A 26,391-nucleotide genomic window follows, 5' to 3' on the forward strand; every position below is an offset into this window, starting at 1 on the left:
ATTGAATCTCTATTTGAGAACCTACATACGCGACAAATAATTTAATATCATATTTTATTTCTCATCCCCGTTTCCCAATATTTTTTGCTTAACATCTGATAAATCCTTTGACAACGAACTAAATGCTTTTGCTTGTTCTTCAATGACCTGTTGATTTTTTTCAATAACTTTTTGATATTGTTCTTCGCGCTGTTCATTCTTTTTTTGCGTAGTAAACAGCATCCACACAAATAAAGCTGCGAATGCTCCTTGTTGAATCATTGAATTGAAGATTTGTTCTTCCATCGTTCTCATCTCCTTTTCAAAAATTAAAAAGAATCACACGAGTGACCCTACTCTAATATCCTTATCTCACATTAAAATGTTCTTCTTTTACCCATGTATTTTGTCCAATATCGATATAACCATCTTTTCTTGCAAAAATCCCATATGGATAAGATCCATCTACATTTCCTTTATAATTTCCATTTGGACCATCATATGTGTTAATACCATAACCTGCTGGATATTTTGAATAAGCATGGAACCACTCTACTTCAAAGTGTTCTTCTTTTGCCCATGCTTCCCAACCTAGGCACAACATATTTTCATTCCCACCATACCAAGCAGCATCTATAATTAAATATGGCGTTTTTGTATTAATGACATGACCTGTGAACCAGGCATCTTTTCCAGGGCCACTATATAAATTGATACCCGATCCTTCTGGGTATTTAGACGTTGCGATACCTAGCCCTTTTGGTTGTAGTGGTTTATTAGAAGGATCTGTTGTACCACCACCGTCTCCTTTTCCTAAGTAATCTAATGGATTCACAGCATTACTCTTATTAACGTTCCAAGACCCTTTATGCAATTCAAAATGTAGATGTTGACCAGTAACTTCTCCCGTGCTACCCATAACTCCAATAGTTTGTCCTTGCGTAACATAATCACCTTCTTTCACCGTTCGAGAACCGCTACGCATATGAGCATATACTGTTTCCCATGTAACCCCATCAATAGTGTGCACAATCATAATACATTCACCATAACTAGATGAAACATAAGAACGACTAACTCGTCCGCTAGCCGCTGCATAAATCGGATGATAACCCGATTCAGCCAGATCTATCCCATGATGATCTGGTCTACTCCCCCTAAAACCACTTGTTACTCTCGTTGTATCGGTTGGATAAATAAATTTTGCCATAATAATCTTCCTTCCTATTTATAAGTGATATAAAAAGGCACTTAAAAAAGCACCCTTTCATAACATTTTTTCTTTATATTTAAATTTAATATTTATAATCGCAGAATAAGAAACCCTTTGTTATTACCTTACATTAAAATGTTCTTCTTTTACCCATGTATTTTGTCCAATATCGATATAGCCATCTTTTCTCGCAAAAACGCCATATGGATAAGATCCATCTACATTTCCTTTATAATTTCCATTTGGACCATCATATGTGTTAATACCATAACCTGCTGGATATTTTGAATAAGCATGGAACCACTCTACTTCAAAGTGTTCTTCTTTTGCCCATGCTTCCCAACCTAGGCACAACATATTTTCATTCCCACCATACCAAGCAGCATCTATAATTAAATATGGCATTTTTGTATTAATGACATGACCTGTGAACCAAGCATCTTTTCCAGGGCCACTATATAAATTGATACCCGATCCTTCTGGGTATTTAGACGTTGCAATTCCTAGTCCTTTTGGTTGTAACGGTTTATTGTCACCACCATCAGTTCCTCCGTTAAAATCAACATATTGCTTAACAATTTCAGAGTAGAAGAAATTCCCCCCATTTTTATATCGATAACCACCATTGTAGGCAACAGCGATAGGGTGACTATATTTCACCATAGCACCAGTTGTATTTCCGAGTGATGGAGCAACAACCGTTTTAGAATACAAATCTGCTACCGGTAATGAATGCTGTTTATTGTTAGAAGCTAACCAGCGAAGGTAAGCTCGTCCAAAATTATACGATTGAACAATGGCACTTAAATCTGTAATACCATTTTTCTTTGCATCATCAAAAGCTCCCTTTAAATGCTTTACTCCGTAATAAATTGAATCCTTAGGATTTTTAATTGTATTCATTGGCCAACCTTGTGATTCACTGGACTGCATAATATCGGGGGTTGTTTCAGAGTTCCCTCCACTTTCCACCATAATAATTCCAAGTACGTAAGGAACTAACTCAGGTACTCCTTGTGCGGAACATTCACTTTCTACCATTGATTGCCAACGTAACACTTGTTGTGGCAAATTCTTTGTTTTGACTGAAGCAGCTAATAAATTCATCATTAAACATCTCCTTATTTGCTATTATTTTCGCCTGTAAACCTACTACTTTACTAAATATAACCGGAAGCTAAATGCCAATTTATCTATAAAATCACTTCATGTTACTCACCTTCTTTCACAACAAAAAGAGCAACCATAAAAATAGTTGCCCTTTCGTCGAAATCTTATATTACTACTATAAATCACTTTTTCAATACTTTCTGTACACTGCATGTATCCTACAAAAAGGTAACACTAAAATCCATCTAAAAACTTGACAATCTTCCTTATTTCAGCGTGTTTTCGGCGTATATAGCCTGTACTATAATGTAATTCAAACGCAATTTGCTCTAAAGTCATTCCATCAACATATTTCATTTTAAGTATTTGATGATCCAGTCCTGTAAACTTATTAATCAAAAGCTTTAAATCACACTCTTCATTCATTTTATGAGCTAATTCATATTCAATTGCTTCAATACGCCCTTCTACCTTAGCCCCTTCCGATTCAGCGGTTAATCTTACATTTTGCAAATCACCGCTAATCCAACGCTTCAATTCGGCTTTTGATTTATCTAAGTTGTATTCTAAATAAGCAATTTCTTCTTCTAACTTCTTATAATCTTTGAGCCATTCGAACACTTACTGATTCACCCACTTCCGTTCTTTTTACAAAGTCTCTTAACACTAATTTAATAGAATGAATATGCTTATTAGCTTTTTCAATCTTTATTACTTGTAAATTATCTTTCATTTTATAAACACAACCCTTTCCTAACATTTTTTACCCTCTATTGATAAGTTCATTACATCTTTAGAATTCCGATATCGTAAGTAATTCCTGAATCCTTTTGAAAAAACTTCTAACAGTCCCCATAGAACCTTAAGAAAGAAACTGAAATTACAAATGGTTCATACTTGATCCAAACATTCACTACTATCTTTATAATACTGTTCACTATGCATTGGGAATCTTTAAAGAATATAATTGTATTATTATTTTATTAACATAACATATTTTAAAATAACAAAATCACCTAACATTTTTTCTTATGACTTATATTTATTTAACACTTCTTGTAATCTCTCACGCTCTTCATCAGTAGACTGCACGGTTTTTCTTTCCCCTTCTAGATTTGTTGATTCATCATCTTTATATAACCAATCGGGTACAATCTCTTTTCTATTTGAATACTTCCTACCTGTCTCGTTATATTTCTTTTTCTTGCTCATTTCGAAACGTCTATCTAGTGTAGCCACATCAACTAATGTTTTAACTTCTTGCTCCTTCCAATTCCTCAATATAGCCTTAATGTAGTTCCATCTTGGTGCATTCTCATCAACGGCTTTATTAATTGCCTGCTGAATTAACTCATCACTAAACAAATTACAAAAATCCCCCAACTCTGCAATTGCAATTTCACTTAACGGAATGCCCATCCCCTTAATAAAGTTACAACTTACTTTAACCCTCTCATTGATGAATACACGAGAGTCTAATTTATCCATATCATCATAATGATTAGTGTTTTGTATATTAGTATTTCGTTTATTAGTAATTAGTCTATTAGTATTTAGTAGTGTCTGATTTTCCACATATAGCTTTACCACATCTTGGTTTTCCACTTGTGGCATGTTCCTTTGTGGCGTTTCGTAAATTTCCGTATCCCACCTTGTAATTTTTTGGGTATTCCCATCACGAACAGGATAACGTTTTACATAACCTAATTCTTTTAATTCCTTAAAACCTGTACGGAGCGAATCTTCTCCATCCTTAGCATGTCGAGCTAATTCGCTAATATGAAAAGTCCAATCGTCTGGTAATGTAAGCGCATAGGCTAAGATTCCTTTCGCTTTCCATGACAACCTTTCATCTTTTAAACCAGTATTATTTATAACGGAATAATTACTATCTTTTTTCACTCGAATAATCCCCATACTAGCCACCTCATAAATTCTCAAAAACGGTATTCAATGTTATACTTATCTAGAGATATTTTTTCTTATAGAATCCGCTGCAACGGATTCTTTTCTTATGCATTCATTCAAAACAATCATGCTATCCATATCTATTTTCTTCTAAACCTCTCTTATTCCTCAAATTCAACATCCACTTGAATTTCGATATTCATTGGAATTTCTTGTGTTATACGAATCACATTTTGACTCATTCCTTTTTGAATAAGCTTTCTAACCTGCTCTTTTGCATCTTCTTTTGTTTTAAATTCACTGACAGTTGGTAACCCTGCTAAACTGCTAGTAATCACTAAAATCTTTCTTTGCATGTTCTTTCCTCCTACTGAATGTCTGCCATATTTATTTGTGAGTTTTTAACTGTAATTTCTTCATTTAAAACAGTTGGAATTGAATATTCTTCATTAATAATTTGTATTGCTCTATCCAAATGATGACGCTTAATAGCTTTATAACTATTCACACCAAATTCCCGATGTAACTGACTGTAAATGTCTCTATATAACTTCCTTCTAAGGCCGATATCCTGATAAGAATTTGAATTTTTACCTCCCAATAACATAACACCTAACCTTTTTACAGCCCTTGTTATTTCTTCACACTCGATAGCATAAAGCGGCGTATTTTCTCGCAATCCCCTCACCTCAGACTTAATCTCTTGTATCTCCTGAGTATGCCCTTCTAACGCAGCAAATGTTAACTTTAAAACCCCCATTGGATCCTTTGGCACATTTTGTTGATTTTGTATATACTGCTTCATTCGTTTGAACTCTTTCATAAATTTAATTTTCATTCCAACCGCTTCTCTACTGGTATATCCCATAACAAGTAACGTGAATGCTTCTTCTGTTAAATCATATTTAGAGATTCGCCTGTTCTTTGAATTAACATAAGTGGACTCGTGAAAATTTTCTCCTCCAAACTCTTCATCTACATATACAATTTGTTTTCGAACTTCCTTCAAAACGTCCAAGTGATTTTTTTTGAATATCTTCGCAATTACCAAACTATCCGTTACTACTTTGCCATCAACTTCAAATACTAATGAACTATGTACTGATGAGTCAGTTAATTGCCCCATCCTCATCTCCTCCTCACTACTAATTTTGGGCTATCTTTATTGCATTGAGATAATTTCGCACTACCCATAATTCGTTACTTTCTTTTTACAGATTAACTAGTTATCCAAATTTAAATTAAATACTTTGATATGAACCCTCTTATTAAATCATCATTCAATAATTCGATTATAGCGTTACATTTTAAGTAAATCTCCTCCGATTTCAATTCGCTTCATTTTCTTCAAATTCAAAAAGATATTCCAAACTATGTTCTGGAAAAAAAGTTTTCTTAATTTCAAAAGCTTCATCATAATAAAAACGAAATTTACCATTTATTTTGTCGCTCACTGTTGCGTGGCGAAGTTTCAGATGCGAAGAAATTTGTGTAATCATAATTCTTTTTCTCGCCATCTCTGCACGCAAATTCGGATACATTGACTCACCACCTTTTTGTACGATATTGCGTTCATTTCCATTTAAATATAAACTCAATTTCGTATTTAGTCAATAAAATAACGTATTAAAATACTCAATTTCGTATACTTTTCTATTTACTAACAAATCTAGTTAGGTTATGATATATACAGAAATACGCAATATCGTATACATTTTAATAAGAAAGATGGTGAAAGTAATGAAAAAAGCAGAGGTTGTAACACGCTTAATAAAAGAAGCTGGCTATAGCAAAAGAGCCTTCGCCGAAAAAATAGGTCTCCCCCCCACAACACTGCAATCCATGTTATCAAGAGGGATTGGCAAAGCATCTGTTGATAATGTGATAAAAGTTTGTAAGGGATTAGGAATCACTACTGATGATTTAGAAAGACTCGCAACTCAAGAGGACAATACTGTTAAAGAAGAAGTTTCTATTTATGAAACCATCCAAAACGATCAATCAAATATTATTCATATTCCTATCATTGGTTCGGTAGCCGCCGGTACACCTATATTCGCCGAAGAAAATATTGAAGGCTATTTACCAATGCTAAGTACATTTTTAAACAAGCGTAAAAAGTATTTTTATCTTACTGTAAAAGGCACTAGCATGAATCTCGAATTCCCTGATGGTTCTTATGTTTTAGTAGAGGAAACTCCTTATGTTGAAAACGGACAAATTGCCGTTGTAAAAGTCAATGGTTATGATGCTACCGTGAAAAAGATTTCAAAATCCGGAAGCATCATTACTTTAATACCATTGAGTAATGACCCTATCCACGAACCAAAAACTTACGACCTTTCAGCTGAAGATGTAAAAATAATTGGTCGCGTTGTACAGGCAGTAAAGAATTATTAAGTTATAGCACAAGTGATTTAAAAAAAGATAAAATCAATTCTTTTGAAAAAATTTTCTTAGTAACATGATTCAAAATAACCAAAAATAATCCATTATCTAGTAGTTAATATATCCAATAAGTTCACTTAAAAAAGCCCTGATACCGTAGTATCAAGGCTTTTTTATTTCACAAATTATATAAAACTTACGTTTATCTGATAATGTTTTTCTATGATTTCACTACTTGTTATTAATTATTAGCTTTTATGTGGCTGTTTTTCATTTTATAACCACATAAAAGTGTAATAATTGGGAATTAAAAAACCCTTGATACGAGTTGTATCAAGGGTTCAAGCCTCTTAGTATAGAGACATATATTGATCGCGTTCCCATTGGTGAACTTGTGTTCTAAATATATCCCACTCAATCTCTTTCGCTTCGATGAAGTGCTCAAGTAAGTGTTCTCCTAGTGCACCGCATACTACTTCATTAGATTGTAATGTAACTAATGCTTGCGCTAATGTTGCTGGTAAGTCAACGATACCTGCTTCTTCGCGCTCTTCTTTTGTCATTACATAGATGTTACGATCTACTGCTGCTGGTGGAGTTAATTTGTTTTTAATTCCATCAAGACCTGCAGCTAATAATGTAGCCATTACTAAATATGGGTTTGCAGCCGGGTCAACACTACGCACTTCTACGCGTGTACTAATACCACGAGATGCAGGGATACGTACTAACGGGCTACGGTTTTGTGCAGACCATGCTACGTAACAAGGCGCTTCATATCCAGGTACTAGACGTTTGTATGAGTTTACAGTTGGGTTTGCTATCGCTGTAAATGCTGGTGCATGTTTTAAAATACCTGCGATGAAGTGACGAGCATCATCACTTAATTGTAAGTCACCGTTTGCATCAAAGAATACGTTCTCACCGTTTTTAAATAATGATAAGTTACAGTGCATACCTGAACCGTTCACACCGTATAGTGGTTTTGGCATAAACGTTGCGTGTAAACCATGTTTACGAGCAATTGTTTTTACAACAAGTTTGAATGTTTGAATGTCATCACATGAGCGAATTGCATTTGCATATTTAAAGTCAATTTCGTGCTGCCCTGGAGCAACCTCATGGTGAGATGCTTCAATTTCAAATCCCATTTCTTCAAGTTCAAGAACGATATCACGACGACAGTTTTCCCCTAGATCCATCGGCGCAAGGTCGAAGTATCCACCGTTATCGTTTAGTTCTAATGTTGGATTTCCTTTTTCATCAACCTTAAATAGGAAGAATTCTGGCTCTGGTCCAAGATTGAAGTCTGAAAATCCTAAAGCTTCCATTTCTTTTAACACACGTTTTAAGTTGTTACGTGGGTCTCCATCAAATGGAGTGCCATCTGCATTGTAAATATCACAGATTAGTCGAGCTACTTTACCTTTTTCAGCTGTCCAAGGGAAAATTACCCAAGTGTCTAAATCAGGATATAAATACATATCAGATTCTTCAATACGTACGAAACCTTCAATCGAAGATCCATCAAACATCATTTTGTTATCAAGAGCTTTCGTTAATTGTCTCACTGGAATCTCTACGTTTTTAATTACCCCTAAAAGGTCCGTAAATTGTAAACGGATATACTTTACATTCTCTTCTTTCGCCAAACGGAAAATATCTTCTTTTGTGTATCTAGACATTATAAATTCCTCCTTAGTCCCTCTAATCGCCTTCAGAATCAGTTATCTTTAGTGAAAAAATCTTGAAATGTCACCTTGTCGCAATGAAGTTCGATTGAATCTACCTGTATGTTGTAGTTCGTCTCGAAGTATTTTGCGAAGCTCAGTTTTTGAAATTTCTTTCGTTTCTTCTTTTACTTTCACTGCTTCTGTTTGATTTTCTTTCATTAGTAACACTTGTTTAATACCAGCCATATTCAAGCCTTGATCTAACAAATCTTTAATTTCTAACAACTTATCTACATCGTTAAATGAAAATAATCTACGATTCCCCTTTGTACGGGTTGGAGAAACAAGATTATGCTCTTCATAGTAGCGAATTTGACGTGCAGACAATTGTGTTAAATCCATAACAATACCAATAGGAAACAGCGGGGCAGAACGTCTATCTTCTTTCATTTTTCAGTTCCTCCTTCGCCTTAACTGCTTCTCATTTTATACTATGTTATGTTTAGTGTCAATAGATGTTAGCTTTTCTTACATGATTTTTTATAAATTTTTTTATGAATTTTTTCATTCTTTTTTCTAATCGCATAAATCATTACTTTTATACGAAAAAAGCTGCCGAAATCGACAGCTTCCCTTTAAGAAATTGTTAATAAATTCTTTTCAATCAATTCGTCAATCGCAGAACAAATCGCAATTTTAACATGCGAATACGTTAAGCCACCTTGCACATACGCAACATATGGCGGTCTAATTGGACCATCAGCAGACAATTCAATACTTGCACCTTGAATAAATGTTCCCGCAGCCATAATTACATCATCTTCATAACCTGGCATATAGTTTGCATACGGAGTAAAATGCGAATTAATTGGAGATGCATATTGAATCGCTTGGCAGAAGGCAATCATACGGTCTTTATCATCAAATTGAACAGATTGAATTAAGTCTGTTCTTGGTGCATTCCACGCTGGTGACGTGTTCATTCCTAACTTTTCTAAAAACGCAGCTGTAAAAATTGCACCTTTCAGCGCTTGTCCTGCAACATGTGGCGCTAAGAAGAACCCTTGATACATTTCTTGCAGACTGTATAAAGACGCTCCAGCTTCAGCGCCAATTCCCGGAGATGTTAAACGATATGCACACGCTTCAACATACTGTTCTTTCCCGACAATATAACCACCAGTTTTAACAATTCCGCCGCCCGGGTTTTTAATAAGCGAACCCGCCATTAAATCTGCACCAACATGACATGGCTCTTGCTCTTCAATAAACTCGCCATAACAGTTATCTACAAACACAACAACATCAGGTTTAATTTCTTTAACAAACGCGATCATCTCTTTAATTTGAGAAATAGTAAACGACGGACGAGTAGCATAACCTTTCGAGCGCTGAATACCGATCATTTTCGTATTATTATGAATCGCTGCTGCAACAGCCTCAAAATCAACAAGCCCAGCTTCAGTTAGCGGAACTGCATTGTAACCGATATTATATTCTTTAAATGAACCTACACCTTTCCCACGTACACCAACAATTTCCTCTAACGTATCATACGGTTTCCCAGTGATATACAATAACTCATCTCCCGGGCGTAAAATACCAAATAAAGCTGTAGAGATAGCGTGAGTACCTGAAATAATTTGCGGACGAACAAGTCCAGCTTCCGCCCCAAATACATCAGCATACACTTTTTCTAACGTATCACGGCCAATATCATCATAACCATAACCTGTTGTCGGGATAAAATGCGAGTCACTAATTTTATGTTTACGAAAACTTTCTAATACACGAAACTGATTGCTTTCAATTACTTCATCCGCACGTTTATGTACTTCTGTAATCTGACTCTCTACTTCTTTTACGATTGGAGCAATTTTTTCTCCATTTTTCAAACGATCAAACATTTTTATTGTCTCCTTCTTCCACTAAAAATCTCTTTAATTGCACATTAAGCGATGAATGAGTAAAAATATACCCTGCACAATCATATACAAATTTATCTTCTAGAAACTCCATCTTTGCTAATAGAGTTTCCGTCTTTAAAAGCGTTAACAACTTACCTTCACTCGGAGGGATTTCCACTCGATAACAATCCATTTCTTTCTTCATCTTCGTTTCTATCGCTTCTTTTATACGCAATAAATCATTTTCTTCAAAAGCACTAGTCATTAAGAAATCACTTTTCGGAAACGGAATAAAGTTTTGATGTAATTCATCTTTTTTATTATATAACGTAATAATAGGAATATGGTTAATTTCAAGTTCTGATAATAATTGTTTTACTGTTTTTTCATGCCCTATGTAGTTAGGATCCGCGGAATCAACTACATGTAAAATGACATCTGCTTCCCCCGCTTCTTCCAGCGTTGAACGAAAAGCAGCGATTAATGAAGTGGGTAAATCTTGTATAAAACCAACAGTATCAGTTAGTAATACTGTATAACCAGAAGGTAACGGCATCTTCCTCGTCGTTGGGTCTAATGTTGCAAACAGAAGGTTTTCTTCAAACGTATCAGCTTCCGTTAATCTATTAAACAGTGTCGATTTCCCTGCATTTGTATACCCTATTAACGAAACTTGAAATACTTTATTATCTTTTCTTCTCTCACGATATCTTTTTCGATGTTCCACAACAACTGCAAGTTGTTTCTTTATTTCATCAATACGGGATCGAATATGACGACGATCCGTCTCTAATTTCGTCTCACCCGGTCCTCTCGTTCCAATACCACCACCAAGACGCGATAAGGACAATCCTTGCCCCATAAGACGCGGCATTGTATATTGCAACTGAGCTAATTCTACTTGAAGCTTACCTTCCCTCGACTTCGCACGTTGCGCAAAAATATCCAGTATTAGTTGCGTTCGATCAATTACTCTCGCATCTAATACTGAGGATAAATTCCGAATTTGACTCGGCGTTAATTCATTATTAAATACAATAACATCCGGCTCTAACTCTTCAGTTAACATTGTAAGCTCTTCTAATTTCCCTTTACCTATGTAAGTTGCCGGATGAAACTTTGGTCGTTTTTGCGTTGTTGACACTAACAATTCTGCTCGTGCAGTCTTCGCTAGTGATGCAAGCTCTTTCATGGAATGCATAAATTTCTCATCATCATCTTGTGGCAATTGACAGCCTACTAATATGACTTTTTCTTTTTCTTCCATCAAATATGTTCACTCATCCTTTTCGAAATTTAAACCTTCTAATATAATAGCAGAGGAAGCACATTTCATCTAGTTAGCGGGGGAGAAAATTCATGGCATGGGAGATTTTTAGCATCATAGGCACAATTGCTTTCGCACTAAGCGGAGCCATTGTTGCAATGGAAGAGGATTATGATATTTTCGGGGTGTATATTTTAGGAATGGCAACCGCATTTGGGGGAGGTGCCCTTCGTAATTTATTAATCGGTTATCCGATTGTCGCGTTTTGGCAACAAGACATGTTATTCCAAATCGCACTTTTATCAATGACTATTATTTTTCTTTTTCCAAATAAGTTAATTAGACATTGGAAAAAGTGGGAAAATATCACTGACGCTATCGGTTTATCAGCATTTGCTGTACAAGGAGCATTATATGCCCAAAAATTAAATTTACCAATTAGCGCCACAATTGTAGCAGCTGTTTTAACTGGTATCGGCGGCGGTATCATTCGCGATCTTTTAGCCCGCAGAAAACCTCTCGTTCTTCGAGCTGAAGTATATGCCTTTTGGACAATTTTAGCAGGTTTCTTAATTGGAGCTCAAATTATTGTTAGCGATTGGGCTCTTTACATTCTATTCATTTTAATTGTTTGCTTCCGCATGGTTTCTATTCATTACAAATGGCATTTACCGCACAGACGTATCGAAACGAAAGAACGTTCAATGCATAAATAGCAATCTAACCTCTTTACATATCGTAAAGAGGTTTTTCTTTTCTAACGATTTTTTCTTTATATAATGTTTATACTAATTTTTAAAGTGAGGTGAATACAAATGACAAACCACGTTAATAAAGGAGCTCAAAAAAGCTCAGTAAATCAATTTGGACACGATCCTAATTCAGCACACGAAAAGAGCGCTAAAATGGAACACTTCCATAAAACACACCAAGAAAAAGCAAAAAAAGAGTAAACGAACTTATACACAAAAATCGACGCACAGTTTATGTACTGTGCGTCTCCTCTTCGAGCATCAAATCCATACTCGATATTCCAATTAAATCATTTTTATCATACGCATCTTCTTGCAACAACCGCATCGCCTGTGTACGAATTGATTTTTCAACAATATTCCGTACATATCGCCCATTACTAAACGATGTAATTTGCGACGAATACTTCACCGCATGTAAATGATCCCTAAATTTCCATTCAGCTTCTTTTGATAACTGATATTCACGATCTTCATACATTCTCTTCCCAATTTCCAATAGCTGATTTACCGAGTAATCCGCAAACTCAATAATAAATGGAAAACGAGATTGAAGCCCTGGATTTAATGAAAGAAAGTGATTCATCTCTCTTGAATATCCAGCTAAAATCAATACAAAACCATGTTGTTTATCTTCCATATGTTTTACAAGCGTATCAATTGCTTCTTTTCCAAAGTCCTTCTCTCCTCCTCGAGCTAAAGAATACGCCTCATCAATAAACAAAATACCTCCCATTGCTTTTTTTATTAAATCTCTTGTTTTTTGGGCTGTATGGCCGATGTACTCTCCTACAAGGTCAGCACGTTCAGCTTCAACCAAGTGGCCTTTCGATAGAATATTCATCTCAAACAGCAATTTTCCTATCATTCTAGCAACAGTTGTCTTCCCTGTACCTGGATTCCCTTTAAACAGCATATGAAGTACTTGCTTCTCTGACTTCAATCCCTTTTCTTGTCTTTTTTTATTCACATAAATCCAAGCATATATTTCTTTTATTATCTTTTTTATATCCTCCATCCCAACAAGCTTCCCCATCTCTTCTTCAATTCTCTGCAGCATTTCATGTTTAATTGCAGTTTCATTTGAAATTACCGTTTTATTTTCTGCGGCTGGCAAAGAAATTTTCTTTCGATGGTTTAACACAATATTAATTTGATTGTTGTTTTTCTTTCGCATCGATTGTTCCATACAATCACCTCATTTTATCCACTCACCAAATATTATTATTCCTGTCCCCCTTGTAAATGCCTATTTTCAGAAAAGTTTGCTATAATATAAGAAATAATTAAGGTGGTGGGACTATGGAGACAACGGAATTCCATGATACAATACAAGCCTTTTCTATTTTTTTATTGAATAAAGGCCGAAAACCCTCAACTATTAAACGTTATGTTTATGACATTGAAGACTTCGGACATTGGTTAGAAAAAAACAAAAAGCTCCCTTCCAGTAATATATGGGCTACACTTTGTACAAAAGACTACGAAGATTACTTTTCCGATTTAAAAACGAATCGACATTACTCAGAAAAAACGATGCATCGTGTATTTATTGTACTAAATAGAATGCATCATTTTCTAAACATTCCTAATCCATTGAAGAATATGGAAATATCTATTCAACCAGACCGTACACTTCGTAACGAAGATTTCATTTCACCTGATGAAGAAAAAAGGTTAAAGTATATAGTCACTTCATTAGAAGGACTTTCAGAAAAACAACTTCCTGTGCGCCCTTTATTAATGGATCGCAATATTGCTATTTTAAATCTATTGATTGACTACGGTTTATCCTTACAGGAACTTACAGCATTAACAATGCATCACGTTCACTTTGAAACTAATACATTATCAATCCCAGCAACCGCAGGTGTAGAAAGAACAATTACATTAGCAAAAGAAGACAAAAAACAACTATATAATTATTACAAAAGCATCCCAGAACCAGTTCGTCCTAAATACCATAGTGATGATCCATTATTTGTCGCATTCGATTTTAACCGTGGAACATACAGGTGGGTATATGAAAATGATGCACCAAAGGCATTAACGGAAATTGCTATACAAAAAATGATTCGCCTCGAAGTGGCTAGAGCCAATTTACGTAAAGGAATTTCAGGACAACATTTTCGTAACACCTATATTTTAAACTTAATAAAAAAAGAAACTCCTGAATCAGAAATTATAAAACTCGCTGGATTCAAATCAAAAATTTCCTTAAAGCGATATTATCAATACGCAGAAAATAGAAAAAACGCCTTATTGTAAGGCGTTTTTTCTATTTTTTCTTTAAACAAACGATTTTACTATGACCATTTAACTAATTTCTGCATCTACTATGATGAGTTTCGTTCACATTTTCGTGAGAAAGGAGAGATTTAATGTCTCGTTATAACGACAATCAAAACAAATTCTCCAAACCATGCTTTCCAAGTAGCGCCGGACGAATCCCAAATACTCCATCAATCCCAATTACTAAAGCTCAGCTTAGAACATTTCGTGCGATTATTATTGATTTAACAAAAATAATCCCAAAACTTTTCGCAAATCCATCTCCCCAAAATATTGAAGATCTAATCGATACATTGAACCTACTAAGTAAATTTATTTGTTCACTAGATGCTACTTCCTCCCTGAAAGCACAAGGGTTAGCTATTATTAAAAACTTAATAACTATATTAAGAAATCCAACCTTTGTAGCAAGCGCTGTATTTATTGAGCTTCAAAATCTCATTAACTATTTACTATACATTACAAAATTATTCCGAATTGACCCTTGCACACTTCAAGAGCTCCTTAAATTAATAGCAGCATTACAAACTGCTCTAGTTAATTCTGCTTCGTTCATTCAAGGACCTACCGGACCTACTGGACCAGCAGGCGCTACTGGTGCCACTGGGCCTCGAGGTAACACGGGCGCTACTGGCGCTACCGGTGCCACTGGACCTCGAGGTAACACGGGCGCTACTGGCGCTACCGGTGCCACTGGACCTCGAGGTAACACGGGCGCTACTGGCGCTACTGGGCCTCGAGGTAATACGGGCGCTACTGGCGCTACCGGTGCCACTGGACCTCAAGGTAACACGGGCGCTACTGGCGCTACCGGTGCCACTGGGCCTCGAGGTAACACGGGCGCTACTGGCGCTACCGGTGCCACTGGGCCTCGAGGTAATACAGGCGCTACTGGCGCTACTGGGCCTCGAGGTAACACAGGCGCTACCGGCGCTACCGGTGCCACTGGCGCTACTGGTATAGGAGTTACCGGACCTACTGGACCTTCTGGCGGGCCTCCTGGACCTACTGGACCTCAGGGACCTCAAGGTAACACAGGTGCTACTGGCGCTACTGGACCTCAAGGTGCTCAAGGTAACACAGGTGCTACCGGCGCTACTGGACCTCAAGGTGTTCAAGGTAACACGGGTGCTACTGGACCTCAAGGTGTTCAAGGTAACACTGGCGCTACTGGTGCCACTGGACCTCAAGGTGCTCAAGGTAACACAGGTGCTACTGGCGCTACTGGACCTCAAGGTGTTCAAGGTAACACTGGCGCTACTGGTGCCACTGGACCTCAAGGTGTTCAAGGTAACACAGGTGCTACTGGTGCCACTGGACCTCAAGGTGTTCAAGGTAACACGGGTGCTACTGGACCTCAAGGTGCTCAAGGTAACACTGGCGCTACCGGACCTCAAGGTAACACAGGTGCTACTGGCGCTACTGGACCTCAGGGACCTCAAGGTAACACTGGCGCTACCGGACCTCAAGGTGTTCAAGGTAACACTGGCGCTACCGGACCTCAAGGTGTTCAAGGCAACACGGGTGCTACTGGTGCCACTGGACCTCAAGGTGTTCAAGGTAACACGGGTGCTACCGGTGCCACTGGCGCTACTGGTATAGGAGTTACCGGACCTACCGGACCTTCTGGACCTACTGGACCTCAAGGTAACACAGGTGCTACTGGCGCTACTGGACCTCAAGGTGTTCAAGGTAACACAGGTGCTACTGGCGCTACCGGACCTCAAGGTGTTCAAGGTAACACTGGCGCTACCGGACCTCAAGGTGTTCAAGGCAACACGGGTGCTACTGGTGCCACTGGACCTCAAGGTGTTCAAGGTAACACGGGTGCTACCGGTGCCACTGGCGCTACTGGTATAGGAGTTACCGGACCTACCGGACCTTCTGGACCTACTGGACCTCAAGGTAACACAGGTGCTACTGGCGCTACTGGACCTCAAGGTGTTCAAGGTAACACAGGTGCTACTGGCGCTACTGGACCTCAAGGTGTTCAAGGTAACACGGGTGCTACCGGTGCCACTGGCGCTACTGGACCTCAAGGTGTTCAAGGTAACACGGGTGCTACCGGTGCCACTGGCGCTACTGGACCTCAAGGTGTTCAAGGTAACACTGGCGCTACCGGACCTCAAGGCATTCAAGGACCAACGGGTGCTACCGGCGCTACTGGCATAGGAGTTACTGGACCTACTGGACCTTCTGGTGGACCTACCGGACCTACTGGGCCTACTGGACCTAGCTTCCCTATAGCAACAATTGTTGTAACAAACAATATTCAGCAAACAGTACTGCAATTTAATAATTTTATTTTTAGTACTGCAATTAACGTAAACAATATTATCTTCAACGGCACAGATACAGTTACTGTTATTAACGGTGGTATTTATGTAATTAGCGTATCCATTTCTACAACTGCACCAGGATGCGCTCCACTCGGAGTAGGAATTTCAATTAATGGAGCAGTCGCAACTGATAATTTCTCTTCAAATTTAATAGGCGACTCACTTTCATTTACTACAATCGAAACATTAGCAGCTGGTGCAAGAATTTCTGTTCAATCTACTCTTAATGAGATTACGATCCCTGCGACAGGAAATACTAACATCCGCCTTACTGTATTTAGAATCGCTTAAATTTCATCATATATTGTTTATGACAAATAAAAAAAGAGCGAGAAAACTCGCTCTTTTTTTGTTATGTACAATAATTCATTACTATTCTAATTCAATTGAAACATTTTTTTGTGGTACAAATGTAGAAATTGCATGTTTATAAATAAGCTGTTGCTTACCTTCTGTTTCCAGCAGGACTGTAAAATTATCAAATCCTTTAATTAGTCCACGAAGCTGGAAACCATTTAATAAGTACAGCGTAACAAACGTATTTTCTTTACGGAGTTGATTTAAAAACTGATCTTGAATATTGATTGATTGCTTCATGTCGAATCCTCCTCTTTTTCTCTACTTACTATTATTCGACTTTACTTGTAACTTTCCTTCTATGTATCGTAAAATTTCTGACGTTTTTTCACCGTTTGTAACATCAAACCACGTGACATTCATTTTATTACGGAACCACGTTAATTGACGCTTTGCATAACGACGCGAATTCGTCTTTAATTGTGATACCGCATCTTCTAAAGAGACTCGATTCTCAAAATAATCATAGATTTCTTTATATCCAATCGCTTGAATAGATTGACAATCTCGTATCCCTCTATTATACAGCCCTTCTACTTCCTCTAATAGGCCTTGTTCCATCATCAAATCCACTCGTAAGTTAATGCGATCGTATAGCATTTCTCGATCCATTGTCAAGCCAATTAATGAAACATCATAGAGTAACTCTTTTTCTTGTTTCTCAATTTGGTCACTCATTTTTTCACCCGTTGTGTGGAAAATTTCTAACGCCCGAATGACACGTCGTACATTATTTGCATGAATACGCTCCGCACTTTCTGGATCTACTTCTTGCAATTTTTTATGTACATATTCCACACCGCGTTCTAAAGCTAACTTTTCCATTTGCTCTCGGTATATCACATCACCAGCATCATCTGTAAACTGATAATCGAATAAAACAGATTGTATATAAAGACCGGTCCCACCAACTATAATTGGTAATTTACCACGTTCTGTAATTTCTCGAATATGCTTGCGAACACGTTCTTGAAATTCCGCGACAGAAAATGAATCTTCCGGATTTTTTATATCGACCATATAATGTGGAATTCCGTCCATCTCTGCTTTTGTTACCTTTGCAGTTCCAATATCCATCGCTCGATAGATCTGCATGGAATCACCACTAATAATTTCACCGTTCAACGCTTTGGCAAGATCGATACTTAACTTCGTCTTTCCAACAGCAGTTGGTCCAATGATGACAGCAACTTTTTCGCGTTGCACTTCTACCATATCATTCAACTCTCTTTATGTAATATACTCCATCTATTGATTATACCCAATCTTACCAATTTTAACGGCATGATTGCAAGTTCTTTCATTTCGGTACATGAAATTATATAGAAAAAAGAACATAGTTTGTCCAATTCTGCATATACATGATAAAAATAGTTTCGAGAGGATGAGTTAACTATGAAACAATCCACCATCAATTTTTCATCTTTGACAAAAGACCTCATTTTGGCTACTTCTACAAAAGAACAAAATTGTCCACAAGAGGAATTATACTTCGCCCTAAATTGTTTACTACGGGCTTTTCATTCTACTCTCCATGAAACAACATTGCATCCAGAAAATAAAAATACAGAATATATACAAACGCAATTTTGCAGTGCATATAAAATTATTACAGGTAAAACTATTTATCCATTTCAATAATCCATAAAAAGCGGCTGCTTACATAAATTCAAGCAACCGCTTTTTATATTAATATCGATAACCTATTGTATAACTTTCACTTTTACAGATTTGCGCCCCCAGCTATTAGCACTACCATCTGAACCGACTAATACATCAATACGGTTTCCTTTAATCGCACCACCAGTGTCTCCAGCAATCGCTTCTCCATATCCTTCTACCCATACTTTTGATCCAAGCGGAATTACTTTCGGATCAACAGCAATTACTTTCATATTTGGATTTGCTGTTAAATCATGCCCCATCGCAGTTAATACACGACCACCATACGAACCATTCTCACTCGGATCTGCTGTATATGCCGTCGCTTCTACTGTAATTTCACGACCACCAGTAGGCGCACTTGTTTCAGTAGATTTTGCAACTGGTTTTGCAGCCGGTTTTTCTTTTACCACAGGTTTACTTGATTCTACATTCTTAATAGAATCGTTACTCTTAACAGACTCTTTATTCTTAACTACTGTATTATTTTTAACCGGCGTATTGGTTCTAGCTGGCGCTTCTTCTTGAGCTACAACCTCTTTCTTTTCGATTACAGGTGCCGTTCCTGTTAAATATGGCACGTGAACATATCCGACTTTTCCATTGTAGTCGAATTGTAACCATTCATTTTGAACTTGATTCGTCGTTTCAATCACATCATCTTTATTAAGTTTACCTAAAATTTCAGAATCAGTATTCGCTCCAGCACGAATATTTAATACGCCCGCTGTTACATAATATGTGCTCTTTGTAAACTCGGCACTTACAAACGCTTCCTTGCCGTTCAACTTAATTTTTGTCCATCCATTTTCTGTATTTATAACATCTAGTGTATTCCCACTTAACACTTTACCTACAAGCTTTGACTCTACATTTGGGTTTTCTCTAACATTTAATACGTCTGTTGTTACAATTGTTTCCGCTTTAGCAGAACCCACAAAAATCCCAAGACCAAAAACTGCTGCTGTTGCTATACCTAATAATTTTTTCATGAATAGCCTCCATTTGCTTTGTTTTCGTATTTTCATTATAGCAACAGATTTTTAGAAATTTTAGAAATCACACAATTACAAAGCATTCGTAATATACGATTAACGAGTTGTAACATAAATTTCCATATTAATAAAATGTATTTCTAATACAATCTCCAATGGTGTTCATATATTTTTCATATACGAGCACAAGAACTTTTTTCCAGAAAAAATTACAGTGTTACTTTTTTGTTACAAAAAATTCAGGTTTTATTACATCTTTTACCAAAAAACATTAATATTTAATTGTTAACCTATTTTTTTGTAATAAAAAGAGAGCAGCTACTAAAGCTGCTCTCTTTTCACTTGTTATTGAACTTTCTTTTTCCAAACACCTAGCATAATAGCCGAGACAATCGTTCCAATTAATATAGAGAAAATATATAGTAACGGTTTATTTACTAACGCTATTACAAATAATCCACCATGCGGTGCTGGTAATGTAATTTGGAATAACATAGATAACGCACCTGCAATACTTGAACCAACAACACAACTTACGATTACTCGAACCGGATCTGCAGCTGCAAACGGAATCGCACCTTCTGTAATGAACGATGCTCCCATAATATAATTTGTTAAACCAGATTTACGTTCCGCTTCTGTAAACTTTGATTTAAAGAATGTAGTTGCAAATGCAATCGCAAGTGGCGGTACCATACCACCAGCCATAACTGCTGAGTGCACTCCAAAATTCTGTGCTTCTATTGCAGCAATACCAAACGTAAATGCCGCTTTATTAATTGGACCACCCATATCAATTGCCATCATACCACCTAAAATAAGACCTAGTAATATAGCATTCGTACCGTTTAAACCATTTAACCACCCTGTCAACATTTCATTTAATGCTACTACAGGCGGAATCACTGCTTTTTGCATTACAACTCCTGTAATCAATAATCCAAAGACTGGATATAACAAAACAGGTTTAATTCCTTCTAATTGTACTGGTAGTCCTGAAAATAATCTTTTCAACCCTAAAACAACATATCCAGCTAAGAAACCAGCAATTAATCCACCTAAAAAGCCAGCATTCGCATTCGCCGCTAAAAATCCACCTACAACACCAGGCATAAAACCAGGACGATCAGCAATAGAACTTGCAATAAATCCAGCTAAAATTGGTACAAGGAATAAAAACGCACCTGTTTTTCCCCCACCAATTGACATAAACAATTCAGCTAAAGGACCTTCCGCCTTTATACCACCAAACGAAAACGCTAGCGCTATTAAAATCCCGCCGCCAACAACGAATGGAAGCATATTACTTACGCCATTCATTAAATGCTTATAAATTCCTAATCCTTTTTCTTTTTCCGTACTTTCTGCCTTTCCATCTTCTTTTACACCTTTAAAGATTGGTGCATCTTGCTTTACAGCTCGATTAAGAAGTGTTTCCGTTTTTCTAATCCCATCAGCGACTGGTACTTGAATGACATGCTTCCCAGCAAAACGGTTCATTTCTACTTGTTTATCTGCTGCTACGATAATAGCTGTTGCTCGTTCAATGTCTTCTTTTGTTAAACCGTTTTTTATACCTGTTGATCCGTTCGTTTCAACTTTAATTGCGATTCCTAGCTCTGCTGCTTTTGCTTTCAAGCTATCTGCGGCCATATACGTGTGAGCGATTCCAGTTGGGCAAGCCGTAACTGCCAATACGTACGGTTCATTTCCTTCTGGTTTGGCGACTTCAATCTCTTCTTCTTTTTCATTCTCTTTTTCATCAAATAGTTGAAGAAGCTCACTTTCATCCTTCGCTTCTAATAGTTGCTTGCGAAACCCTTCATCCATTAATAATGTCGATAAACGAGACAACGTTTCTAAATGAGTATTATTCGCTCCTTCACTTGCAGCAATCATAAAGAATAAGTGTGCAGGCTGTCCGTCGAGCGACTCATAATTGATACCGCTTACACTTCTACCAAAACAAATCGATGGTTGTTTAACAGCCTTTGTCTTCGCATGAGGTATTGCAATACCTTCCCCTATTCCAGTCGTACTTTGGGACTCCCGCTTTAAAATAGCTTCTTTAAATCCCATTTTACTATTTAAACGATTTGCCCCATTTAATTTCTCAACTAATTCATCTATGACAGCTTCTTTATTTGAAGCTGTCAAATCCATAATGACTGTATCCCTTTTTAATAGTTCTGTAATTTTCATATGTTGCTTCCCCCTATCGCTTAGCTACAATTACTTGCGACAATAATTCTTCTACTTTTTCCTTCTTACATAAATCAGCTGAAAATGCTGTTGCACTCCCTGTTGCAACGCCGTATTGAAATGCCTTTTCAATATCTTTTGTCTGTTCATATTTGCCTACAAACCCTGCAACAAGAGAATCTCCGGCCCCAACTGAATTAATTACAACACCTTTTGGAACAGTCGCTTCATATATACCTTCTGCCGTAAATAATAAAGCTCCCTCTCCAGCCATCGATACGATAACGTGTTTTATACCTTGTTCAATTAATTTTCTCCCATAAGGTAAAACGTCCTCTACTGTTGAAAGCTCCACTCCAAACAACTCACCAAGTTCATGATGGTTTGGCTTAATTAAAAATGGCTTATTTTTAATTACATGCTGCAGTGCACTTCCGCTTGCATCGACTACTACTCGAATACCTTTTTCAGTTCCGAGCGCTGCGATTGATTCATAAAAGGTAGTTGGGATAGATGCAGGTACACTTCCAGCTAGCACAACGCAATCTCCCTGCTTCATACTTTCGATTTGTTTCATTAATTGTTCAAATTGCTCATTTGTCACATTAGGACCTTGCCCATTTAATTCTGTCTCTTCTTGCCCTTTTATTTTCACATTAATTCGGGAATCTCCGTCTACTTGGATGAAGTTTGTCATTACGCCTTCCGCCTGTAATACACCTTTAATAAATTGACCGGTGAATCCACCAGTAAATCCAAGTGCTACATTTTCTACACCTAAACGATGGAGAACGCGAGAAACATTAATCCCTTTTCCTCCAGGAAACTTCATATCTTTCTCTGCTCGATTGACTGCGCCTAAATCAAAGGAATTAACTTGTACTACATAATCAATAGATGGGTTTAAAGTAACTGTATAGATCATTGTTTATCAGCCTCAATTACATTGGTTTGTCTTTTATATTTTTCTAAATCAATTTCTAAATGGTTTGTAATAATATTTGCTTCTTCAACATTTGCAATTTTCGCAAATGCAACTTCTGAAAACTTACTTTCATCAATTAAGAAATATCCTTCGTTTGCTAATGTTAATGCCATTTGTTTTAAGAGCGCTTCTTCTGGATCTGGCGTTGTAAAGCCAAGCTGTTCATGTACACCATTTGCACCTAAAAAACATTTATCAAAACGATACTTCTGCATACTTTCCTGTGCCATAGCACCGATTAAAGCTTTCGTCCTACTCTTCATCATTCCACCTAGTAAATACGCACGAATATTATTTTCAACTAAAGCTTCAATATGCATAAGTCCATTCGTAACGACAGTCACATCTTTATTTATTAAAAATGGAATCATTTCAAATGTTGTACTTCCTGCATCTAAATAAATACAATCACCTTGTTCAATAACGCTAGCCGCATAATTAGCAATTTGTTGTTTTATTTGAATGTTTTTGGATGATTTTTCAACCATCGTTGGTTCTTGCCCTTTTCCTGTTAAAACAGCGGCACCACCATGAACTCTTTTTAATAACCTTTGCTTTTCCAATTGTGCTAAATCACGGCGAATTGTCGACTCAGAGCTTTCTGTTCTTTCAACTAATTGCTGTAATTTTACAACTTTCTGTTCTTTTACAAGTTGCAATATCATTTGATGACGTTCAGGAGTTAACATTTTATTCACCTCTTCTTTGATTACAGTATAATGAAAACGGTCACAAAAATCAACCATAAACAATCAAAAAAAATTAAAAACAATCAAAAACAACCATAAACATTTATAAACAGCAAAAAGAAACCTATTCGATTAAACAATCAAATAGGTTTCTTTTCTAAATTCACTTATAAAGAAGCTTTATATATACTTAAAACATCGTCTTTATTTAATTTTTTAAAGTTACCAAATTCACCATAAGCCATTGCTTTATCCGCCATTAAATCAATTTCATTTTCTCCAATAGCATAATCAGATAATGTTACTGGTGCCTCAATTGAAGTCCAAAATTGACGTAACGCCTGAATTCCTTCTAACGCAATTTCTCGCTCAGTCTTTCCATCTGTTTCTACATTGAATACGCGAATAGCAAACTGTTTAAAACGACTTACATTTTCATCTACGACATGCTTCATCCAGTTAGGGAATAGAATTGCTAAGCCGCCTCCATGCGGTATATCATGAACAGCAGAAACTGCATGCTCAATATTATGAGTTGCCCAGTCCCCTTTAACTCCCATCGCTAAAATGCCGTTTAACGCCATAGTACCACAATATAAAATAGTTTCTCTATGCTCATAATTTTCTAAATCACTTAAAAGCTTAGGAGCTGTCTCAATTACTGTTTTTAAAACAGATTCACAATAACGATCTTGTAGTTCTGTATTCGTTCCGTTGTGGAAATATTGCTCTAATACGTGCGACATAATATCTACCATACCGTAAATTGTTTGATCCCTCGGCACAGACGCAGTATGAACTGGATCTAAAATTGAAAACTGCGGGAAAGTAACCGGGCTACCCCATCCATACTTTTCATTCGTTTCCCAGTTTGTAATTACCGAGCCTGCATTCATTTCAGATCCTGTTGCTGCAAGAGTAAGTACAGTACCAAATGGTAATGCCTCACTAGCAAAAGCTTTTTTCGTTACAATATCCCATACATCTCCATCGTACTTACTACCAGCAGCAATTGCCTTCGTACAGTCGATTACACTTCCTCCGCCAACTGCTAAAATAAATTCAACACCATTCTCTTTACAAATCTGAATCCCTTTCTTTACAGTCGATACACGAGGATTCGGTTCAACGCCTGTCAATTCAAATACTTCTGCATTTATATCTTTTAAAATAGAAATTACATTATCATAAATACCGTTTCTTTTAATACTGCCTCCTCCGTATACGAGAAGAACTTTTTTACCGAACTGTGGAATTTCAGTTTTCAACTGTTCTAATTGCCCTTTACCGAAAATAAGTTTCGTTGGATTACGAAATACAAAATTTTGCATATTCCTTTACCATCCCTTCTATATGAAAAGTAACTATACTTTTGTATACCATATTTTTTTCATTTCACAAAAATATTTGCCTAACAAAAAAATCCCAGCCTACAGGCTGAGATTTTTTATTGATAATAAGGTGAGATCATTAAGTAAACTATAACACCAGATAAACTTACATATAACCAAATCGGCATCGTCCAACGTACAATTTTACGATGACGTGTTAATTGATTTGTAAAACCAAATACAAGTGCAAACAATGCAAGCGGTACAATAATTGCTGCCAGGATAATATGTGTAATTAAAATGATGAAATACACATATTTAATGAATCCTTCTCCGCCAAAATGTGTTGCTGGCGCTAAGTAATGATACGATAAATAAGAAACACAAAATAGCAACGTCGTTGTAAATGCTGCCAGGATGAAACCACGGTGCATTTTCACATTCTTCTTAATAATAGAGTATAGAGCTGCTAATAAGAATACGAACGTAAAGCTATTAAAAATTGCATTTAACATTGGTAAAATTGTTACATCAAAATGTAATTCTCCTTCATAGCCAACAGGTCCAAAGAACAAAAATAAAATAATCGCATTTACAATTACAGAAAGCGTTATCACAATAGGAGCATAGCTTTTCTGATTTGTTGATTGATCCACCAAAATGGTCACTCCCTCTTCCTTCAAATATGTATACGTAACCTCACTATTTTAACATACTATTCACAGTGTAAATGTGACAATAGTTTGACACAGCAAGATAAGACAAAGAAAAAATCCTTCTTAATAAAACTTCTTAAGAAGGATTTTATCGCTTTATTATTCAAATAGCAACGCGATTAGTTTTTGTTAAAAAATGTATCGCTATATGCTTGAAAAATTTCAGACACTTGATATCCCATTAAAGAAATTGCTGTTAATGAAAAGAAACCAATCATAAGAAATCGAAACCACATATAAATCTCCTCCTTGTATTTAGCTTAAAAAACATTCGCTATATTACAAGTTGAGTGGCACTCTTCATCGTCACTTTCCTTTTTCCTTACAATTGCTGTAATAAATCGAATCATAAAGAAAATAACAAAAGGAATTTGTTCGTAATTCACATTGGCATAGTTTAGCAACGGCTCGCGCTGCATATCGAACGGAGATGAGAAGGAATAGAACATACCTTGCTCTTCCATATATACAATTACAATTTTCATGCAAAATACGATTCCTAGAAACGAAACAATATCTTGCCATTCTGTCGTATATAACAGGTTATACAGCTCTAATACGTACTCTTCCATCATCATCCCCCCTTCCTTTTTTACCATTTTGCTCGCCTTCGTATAAAAAGTCAA

29 protein-coding genes are annotated in these 26,391 nt (G+C 36.6%); 6 read left to right on the forward strand and 23 right to left on the reverse strand.

The features are described 5' to 3' along the window. Positions 1-54: 54 nt before the first annotated feature. The 9 genes from MHB52_RS19250 to MHB52_RS19290 form a co-directional block, all read right to left on the reverse strand. Positions 55-285 carry a BhlA/UviB family holin-like peptide gene (locus tag MHB52_RS19250; RefSeq protein WP_000392443.1) on the reverse strand — a complete coding sequence of 77 codons (231 nt, stop codon included), beginning with the start codon at positions 283-285 and terminating at the stop codon, positions 55-57. Positions 286-346: 61 nt separating this feature from the next. Continuing rightward, the gene (locus MHB52_RS19255; protein ID WP_144575104.1) at positions 347-1,189 is read right to left on the reverse strand and encodes a peptidoglycan DD-metalloendopeptidase family protein; all 843 of its coding nucleotides are present in this window, start codon (positions 1,187-1,189) and stop codon (positions 347-349) included. 123 nt (positions 1,190-1,312) lie between these two features. Further along, complete coding sequence (locus tag MHB52_RS19260; RefSeq protein WP_033668930.1) at positions 1,313-2,299, reverse strand: lysozyme family protein; 987 nt, start codon at positions 2,297-2,299, stop codon at positions 1,313-1,315. A gap of 237 nt (positions 2,300-2,536) precedes the next feature. Further along, entirely contained in the window at positions 2,537-2,923 is a 387-nt protein-coding gene (locus tag MHB52_RS19265; RefSeq protein ID WP_000464424.1) for a DUF1492 domain-containing protein, read from the reverse strand. Next, a complete protein-coding gene (locus tag MHB52_RS19270) occupies positions 2,898-3,062 on the reverse strand; it encodes a hypothetical protein (protein ID WP_000900736.1) in 165 nt (54 codons plus the stop codon). Before MHB52_RS19270 ends, MHB52_RS19265 begins: the two co-directional genes overlap by 26 nt. A 269-nt stretch (positions 3,063-3,331) precedes the next feature. Continuing rightward, positions 3,332-4,219 carry a DnaD domain protein gene (locus MHB52_RS19275; RefSeq protein WP_016118487.1) on the reverse strand — a complete coding sequence of 296 codons (888 nt, stop codon included), beginning with the start codon at positions 4,217-4,219 and terminating at the stop codon, positions 3,332-3,334. A 152-nt stretch (positions 4,220-4,371) separates the two neighbouring features. Continuing rightward, on the reverse strand, positions 4,372-4,566 hold the full coding sequence (locus MHB52_RS19280; RefSeq protein ID WP_001189064.1) for a hypothetical protein: 195 nt from the start codon (positions 4,564-4,566) through the stop codon (positions 4,372-4,374). Between the two features lie 11 nt (positions 4,567-4,577). Continuing rightward, a complete protein-coding gene (locus MHB52_RS19285) occupies positions 4,578-5,336 on the reverse strand; it encodes an ORF6C domain-containing protein (protein ID WP_044795394.1) in 759 nt (252 codons plus the stop codon). 202 nt (positions 5,337-5,538) lie between these two features. Then, complete coding sequence (locus MHB52_RS19290; protein WP_000283431.1) at positions 5,539-5,751, reverse strand: hypothetical protein; 213 nt, start codon at positions 5,749-5,751, stop codon at positions 5,539-5,541. A 199-nt stretch (positions 5,752-5,950) separates the two neighbouring features. Here MHB52_RS19290 and MHB52_RS19295 point away from each other — a divergent pair, with 199 nt between their 5' ends. After that, positions 5,951-6,610 carry a LexA family protein gene (locus tag MHB52_RS19295; RefSeq protein WP_033683142.1) on the forward strand — a complete coding sequence of 220 codons (660 nt, stop codon included), beginning with the start codon at positions 5,951-5,953 and terminating at the stop codon, positions 6,608-6,610. Between the two features lie 338 nt (positions 6,611-6,948). Here MHB52_RS19295 and glnA read toward each other — a convergent pair whose 3' ends face one another. The 4 genes from glnA to hflX form a co-directional block, all read right to left on the reverse strand. Further along, on the reverse strand, positions 6,949-8,283 hold the full coding sequence (gene glnA / locus MHB52_RS19300; RefSeq protein ID WP_000092763.1) for a type I glutamate--ammonia ligase: 1,335 nt from the start codon (positions 8,281-8,283) through the stop codon (positions 6,949-6,951). Between the two features lie 48 nt (positions 8,284-8,331). Beyond that, the gene (gene glnR, locus MHB52_RS19305; protein WP_000656783.1) at positions 8,332-8,721 is read right to left on the reverse strand and encodes a transcriptional repressor GlnR; all 390 of its coding nucleotides are present in this window, start codon (positions 8,719-8,721) and stop codon (positions 8,332-8,334) included. A gap of 185 nt (positions 8,722-8,906) precedes the next feature. After that, a complete protein-coding gene (locus MHB52_RS19310) occupies positions 8,907-10,178 on the reverse strand; it encodes a methionine gamma-lyase family protein (protein ID WP_000460290.1) in 1,272 nt (423 codons plus the stop codon). Further along, complete coding sequence (gene hflX, locus MHB52_RS19315; protein ID WP_016118491.1) at positions 10,171-11,445, reverse strand: GTPase HflX; 1,275 nt, start codon at positions 11,443-11,445, stop codon at positions 10,171-10,173. Before hflX ends, MHB52_RS19310 begins: the two co-directional genes overlap by 8 nt. 92 nt (positions 11,446-11,537) lie before the next feature. Between hflX and MHB52_RS19320 the strand changes: the two genes are divergently transcribed. After that, complete coding sequence (locus MHB52_RS19320) at positions 11,538-12,161, forward strand: trimeric intracellular cation channel family protein (RefSeq protein WP_000312267.1); 624 nt, start codon at positions 11,538-11,540, stop codon at positions 12,159-12,161. Positions 12,162-12,260: 99 nt separating this feature from the next. Next, positions 12,261-12,398 carry a hypothetical protein gene (locus tag MHB52_RS19325; protein WP_000181501.1) on the forward strand — a complete coding sequence of 46 codons (138 nt, stop codon included), beginning with the start codon at positions 12,261-12,263 and terminating at the stop codon, positions 12,396-12,398. Between the two features lie 31 nt (positions 12,399-12,429). On the opposite strand, the gene spoVK is transcribed toward MHB52_RS19325, so the two are convergent. Further along, positions 12,430-13,386, reverse strand: a complete 957-nt coding sequence (gene spoVK, locus MHB52_RS19330; protein ID WP_000438175.1) for a stage V sporulation protein K — start codon at positions 13,384-13,386, stop codon at positions 12,430-12,432. Between the two features lie 113 nt (positions 13,387-13,499). Between spoVK and MHB52_RS19335 the strand changes: the two genes are divergently transcribed. Together MHB52_RS19335 and MHB52_RS19340 are read left to right on the forward strand one after the other, a co-directional pair. After that, positions 13,500-14,465, forward strand: coding sequence for a tyrosine-type recombinase/integrase (locus MHB52_RS19335; RefSeq protein ID WP_000450319.1), 966 nt, complete (start codon positions 13,500-13,502; stop codon positions 14,463-14,465). A gap of 113 nt (positions 14,466-14,578) precedes the next feature. Continuing rightward, complete coding sequence (locus MHB52_RS19340; RefSeq protein WP_340767794.1) at positions 14,579-17,119, forward strand: Gly-Xaa-Xaa repeat protein; 2,541 nt, start codon at positions 14,579-14,581, stop codon at positions 17,117-17,119. 81 nt (positions 17,120-17,200) lie between these two features. Here MHB52_RS19340 and hfq read toward each other — a convergent pair whose 3' ends face one another. After that, on the reverse strand, positions 17,201-17,425 hold the full coding sequence (gene hfq, locus MHB52_RS19345; RefSeq protein ID WP_000813896.1) for an RNA chaperone Hfq: 225 nt from the start codon (positions 17,423-17,425) through the stop codon (positions 17,201-17,203). Positions 17,426-17,446: 21 nt separating this feature from the next. Beyond that, the gene (gene miaA, locus MHB52_RS19350) at positions 17,447-18,400 is read right to left on the reverse strand and encodes a tRNA (adenosine(37)-N6)-dimethylallyltransferase MiaA (RefSeq protein WP_061664192.1); all 954 of its coding nucleotides are present in this window, start codon (positions 18,398-18,400) and stop codon (positions 17,447-17,449) included. Between the two features lie 180 nt (positions 18,401-18,580). Between miaA and MHB52_RS19355 the strand changes: the two genes are divergently transcribed. Beyond that, entirely contained in the window at positions 18,581-18,826 is a 246-nt protein-coding gene (locus MHB52_RS19355; RefSeq protein ID WP_061664190.1) for a hypothetical protein, read from the forward strand. A gap of 62 nt (positions 18,827-18,888) precedes the next feature. On the opposite strand, the gene entD is transcribed toward MHB52_RS19355, so the two are convergent. The 7 genes from entD to MHB52_RS19390 all read right to left on the reverse strand — a co-directional run bounded on the left by entD (position 18,889) and on the right by MHB52_RS19390 (position 26,364). Continuing rightward, positions 18,889-19,839: a cell wall-binding protein EntD gene (entD, locus tag MHB52_RS19360; RefSeq protein ID WP_000734641.1), complete on the reverse strand. Its 951-nt coding sequence runs from the start codon at positions 19,837-19,839 to the stop codon at positions 18,889-18,891. Between the two features lie 348 nt (positions 19,840-20,187). Continuing rightward, positions 20,188-22,044, reverse strand: a complete 1,857-nt coding sequence (locus tag MHB52_RS19365) for a PTS fructose transporter subunit IIABC (protein WP_000704602.1) — start codon at positions 22,042-22,044, stop codon at positions 20,188-20,190. 13 nt (positions 22,045-22,057) lie between these two features. Beyond that, positions 22,058-22,969, reverse strand: coding sequence for a 1-phosphofructokinase (pfkB, locus tag MHB52_RS19370; protein WP_061664188.1), 912 nt, complete (start codon positions 22,967-22,969; stop codon positions 22,058-22,060). Further along, positions 22,966-23,718: a DeoR/GlpR family DNA-binding transcription regulator gene (locus MHB52_RS19375; RefSeq protein ID WP_000957286.1), complete on the reverse strand. Its 753-nt coding sequence runs from the start codon at positions 23,716-23,718 to the stop codon at positions 22,966-22,968. Before MHB52_RS19375 ends, pfkB begins: the two co-directional genes overlap by 4 nt. 167 nt (positions 23,719-23,885) lie before the next feature. Further along, on the reverse strand, positions 23,886-25,049 hold the full coding sequence (locus MHB52_RS19380) for an iron-containing alcohol dehydrogenase (protein WP_001179088.1): 1,164 nt from the start codon (positions 25,047-25,049) through the stop codon (positions 23,886-23,888). A gap of 116 nt (positions 25,050-25,165) precedes the next feature. Further along, positions 25,166-25,708, reverse strand: a complete 543-nt coding sequence (locus tag MHB52_RS19385; RefSeq protein WP_000228314.1) for a DUF420 domain-containing protein — start codon at positions 25,706-25,708, stop codon at positions 25,166-25,168. A gap of 317 nt (positions 25,709-26,025) precedes the next feature. Next, positions 26,026-26,364 (reverse strand): hypothetical protein, encoded by a 339-nt coding sequence (locus MHB52_RS19390; RefSeq protein ID WP_002000550.1) that lies wholly within the window; start codon positions 26,362-26,364, stop codon positions 26,026-26,028. Between the last annotated feature and the right edge of the window lie 27 nt (positions 26,365-26,391).

It is taken from the genome of Bacillus sp. FSL K6-0073, from assembly GCF_038006085.1.
GTDB lineage: Bacteria > Bacillota > Bacilli > Bacillales > Bacillaceae_G > Bacillus_A > Bacillus_A cereus.

Coding starts and splice junctions, on each gene's coding strand:
- MHB52_RS19325 (WP_000181501.1), top strand. CDS start 12,261: ATGACAAACCACGTTAATAAAGGAGCTCAAAAAAGCTCAGTAAATCAA.
- MHB52_RS19310 (WP_000460290.1), bottom strand. CDS start 10,178: ATGTTTGATCGTTTGAAAAATGGAGAAAAAATTGCTCCAATCGTAAAA.
- MHB52_RS19255 (WP_144575104.1), bottom strand. CDS start 1,189: ATGGCAAAATTTATTTATCCAACCGATACAACGAGAGTAACAAGTGGT.
- entD (WP_000734641.1), bottom strand. CDS start 19,839: ATGAAAAAATTATTAGGTATAGCAACAGCAGCAGTTTTTGGTCTTGGG.
- MHB52_RS19340 (WP_340767794.1), top strand. CDS start 14,579: ATGTCTCGTTATAACGACAATCAAAACAAATTCTCCAAACCATGCTTT.
- glnR (WP_000656783.1), bottom strand. CDS start 8,721: ATGAAAGAAGATAGACGTTCTGCCCCGCTGTTTCCTATTGGTATTGTT.
- MHB52_RS19275 (WP_016118487.1), bottom strand. CDS start 4,219: ATGGGGATTATTCGAGTGAAAAAAGATAGTAATTATTCCGTTATAAAT.
- miaA (WP_061664192.1), bottom strand. CDS start 18,400: ATGGTAGAAGTGCAACGCGAAAAAGTTGCTGTCATCATTGGACCAACT.
- MHB52_RS19250 (WP_000392443.1), bottom strand. CDS start 285: ATGGAAGAACAAATCTTCAATTCAATGATTCAACAAGGAGCATTCGCA.
- MHB52_RS19290 (WP_000283431.1), bottom strand. CDS start 5,751: ATGTATCCGAATTTGCGTGCAGAGATGGCGAGAAAAAGAATTATGATT.
- MHB52_RS19320 (WP_000312267.1), top strand. CDS start 11,538: ATGGCATGGGAGATTTTTAGCATCATAGGCACAATTGCTTTCGCACTA.
- MHB52_RS19285 (WP_044795394.1), bottom strand. CDS start 5,336: ATGGGGCAATTAACTGACTCATCAGTACATAGTTCATTAGTATTTGAA.
- glnA (WP_000092763.1), bottom strand. CDS start 8,283: ATGTCTAGATACACAAAAGAAGATATTTTCCGTTTGGCGAAAGAAGAG.
- MHB52_RS19375 (WP_000957286.1), bottom strand. CDS start 23,718: ATGTTAACTCCTGAACGTCATCAAATGATATTGCAACTTGTAAAAGAA.
- spoVK (WP_000438175.1), bottom strand. CDS start 13,386: ATGGAACAATCGATGCGAAAGAAAAACAACAATCAAATTAATATTGTG.
- hflX (WP_016118491.1), bottom strand. CDS start 11,445: ATGGAAGAAAAAGAAAAAGTCATATTAGTAGGCTGTCAATTGCCACAA.
- MHB52_RS19270 (WP_000900736.1), bottom strand. CDS start 3,062: ATGTTAGGAAAGGGTTGTGTTTATAAAATGAAAGATAATTTACAAGTA.
- MHB52_RS19260 (WP_033668930.1), bottom strand. CDS start 2,299: ATGAATTTATTAGCTGCTTCAGTCAAAACAAAGAATTTGCCACAACAA.
- MHB52_RS19355 (WP_061664190.1), top strand. CDS start 18,581: ATGAAACAATCCACCATCAATTTTTCATCTTTGACAAAAGACCTCATT.
- MHB52_RS19390 (WP_002000550.1), bottom strand. CDS start 26,364: ATGGTAAAAAAGGAAGGGGGGATGATGATGGAAGAGTACGTATTAGAG.
- MHB52_RS19280 (WP_001189064.1), bottom strand. CDS start 4,566: ATGCAAAGAAAGATTTTAGTGATTACTAGCAGTTTAGCAGGGTTACCA.
- MHB52_RS19295 (WP_033683142.1), top strand. CDS start 5,951: ATGAAAAAAGCAGAGGTTGTAACACGCTTAATAAAAGAAGCTGGCTAT.
- MHB52_RS19335 (WP_000450319.1), top strand. CDS start 13,500: ATGGAGACAACGGAATTCCATGATACAATACAAGCCTTTTCTATTTTT.
- MHB52_RS19365 (WP_000704602.1), bottom strand. CDS start 22,044: ATGAAAATTACAGAACTATTAAAAAGGGATACAGTCATTATGGATTTG.
- hfq (WP_000813896.1), bottom strand. CDS start 17,425: ATGAAGCAATCAATCAATATTCAAGATCAGTTTTTAAATCAACTCCGT.
- pfkB (WP_061664188.1), bottom strand. CDS start 22,969: ATGATCTATACAGTTACTTTAAACCCATCTATTGATTATGTAGTACAA.
- MHB52_RS19380 (WP_001179088.1), bottom strand. CDS start 25,049: ATGCAAAATTTTGTATTTCGTAATCCAACGAAACTTATTTTCGGTAAA.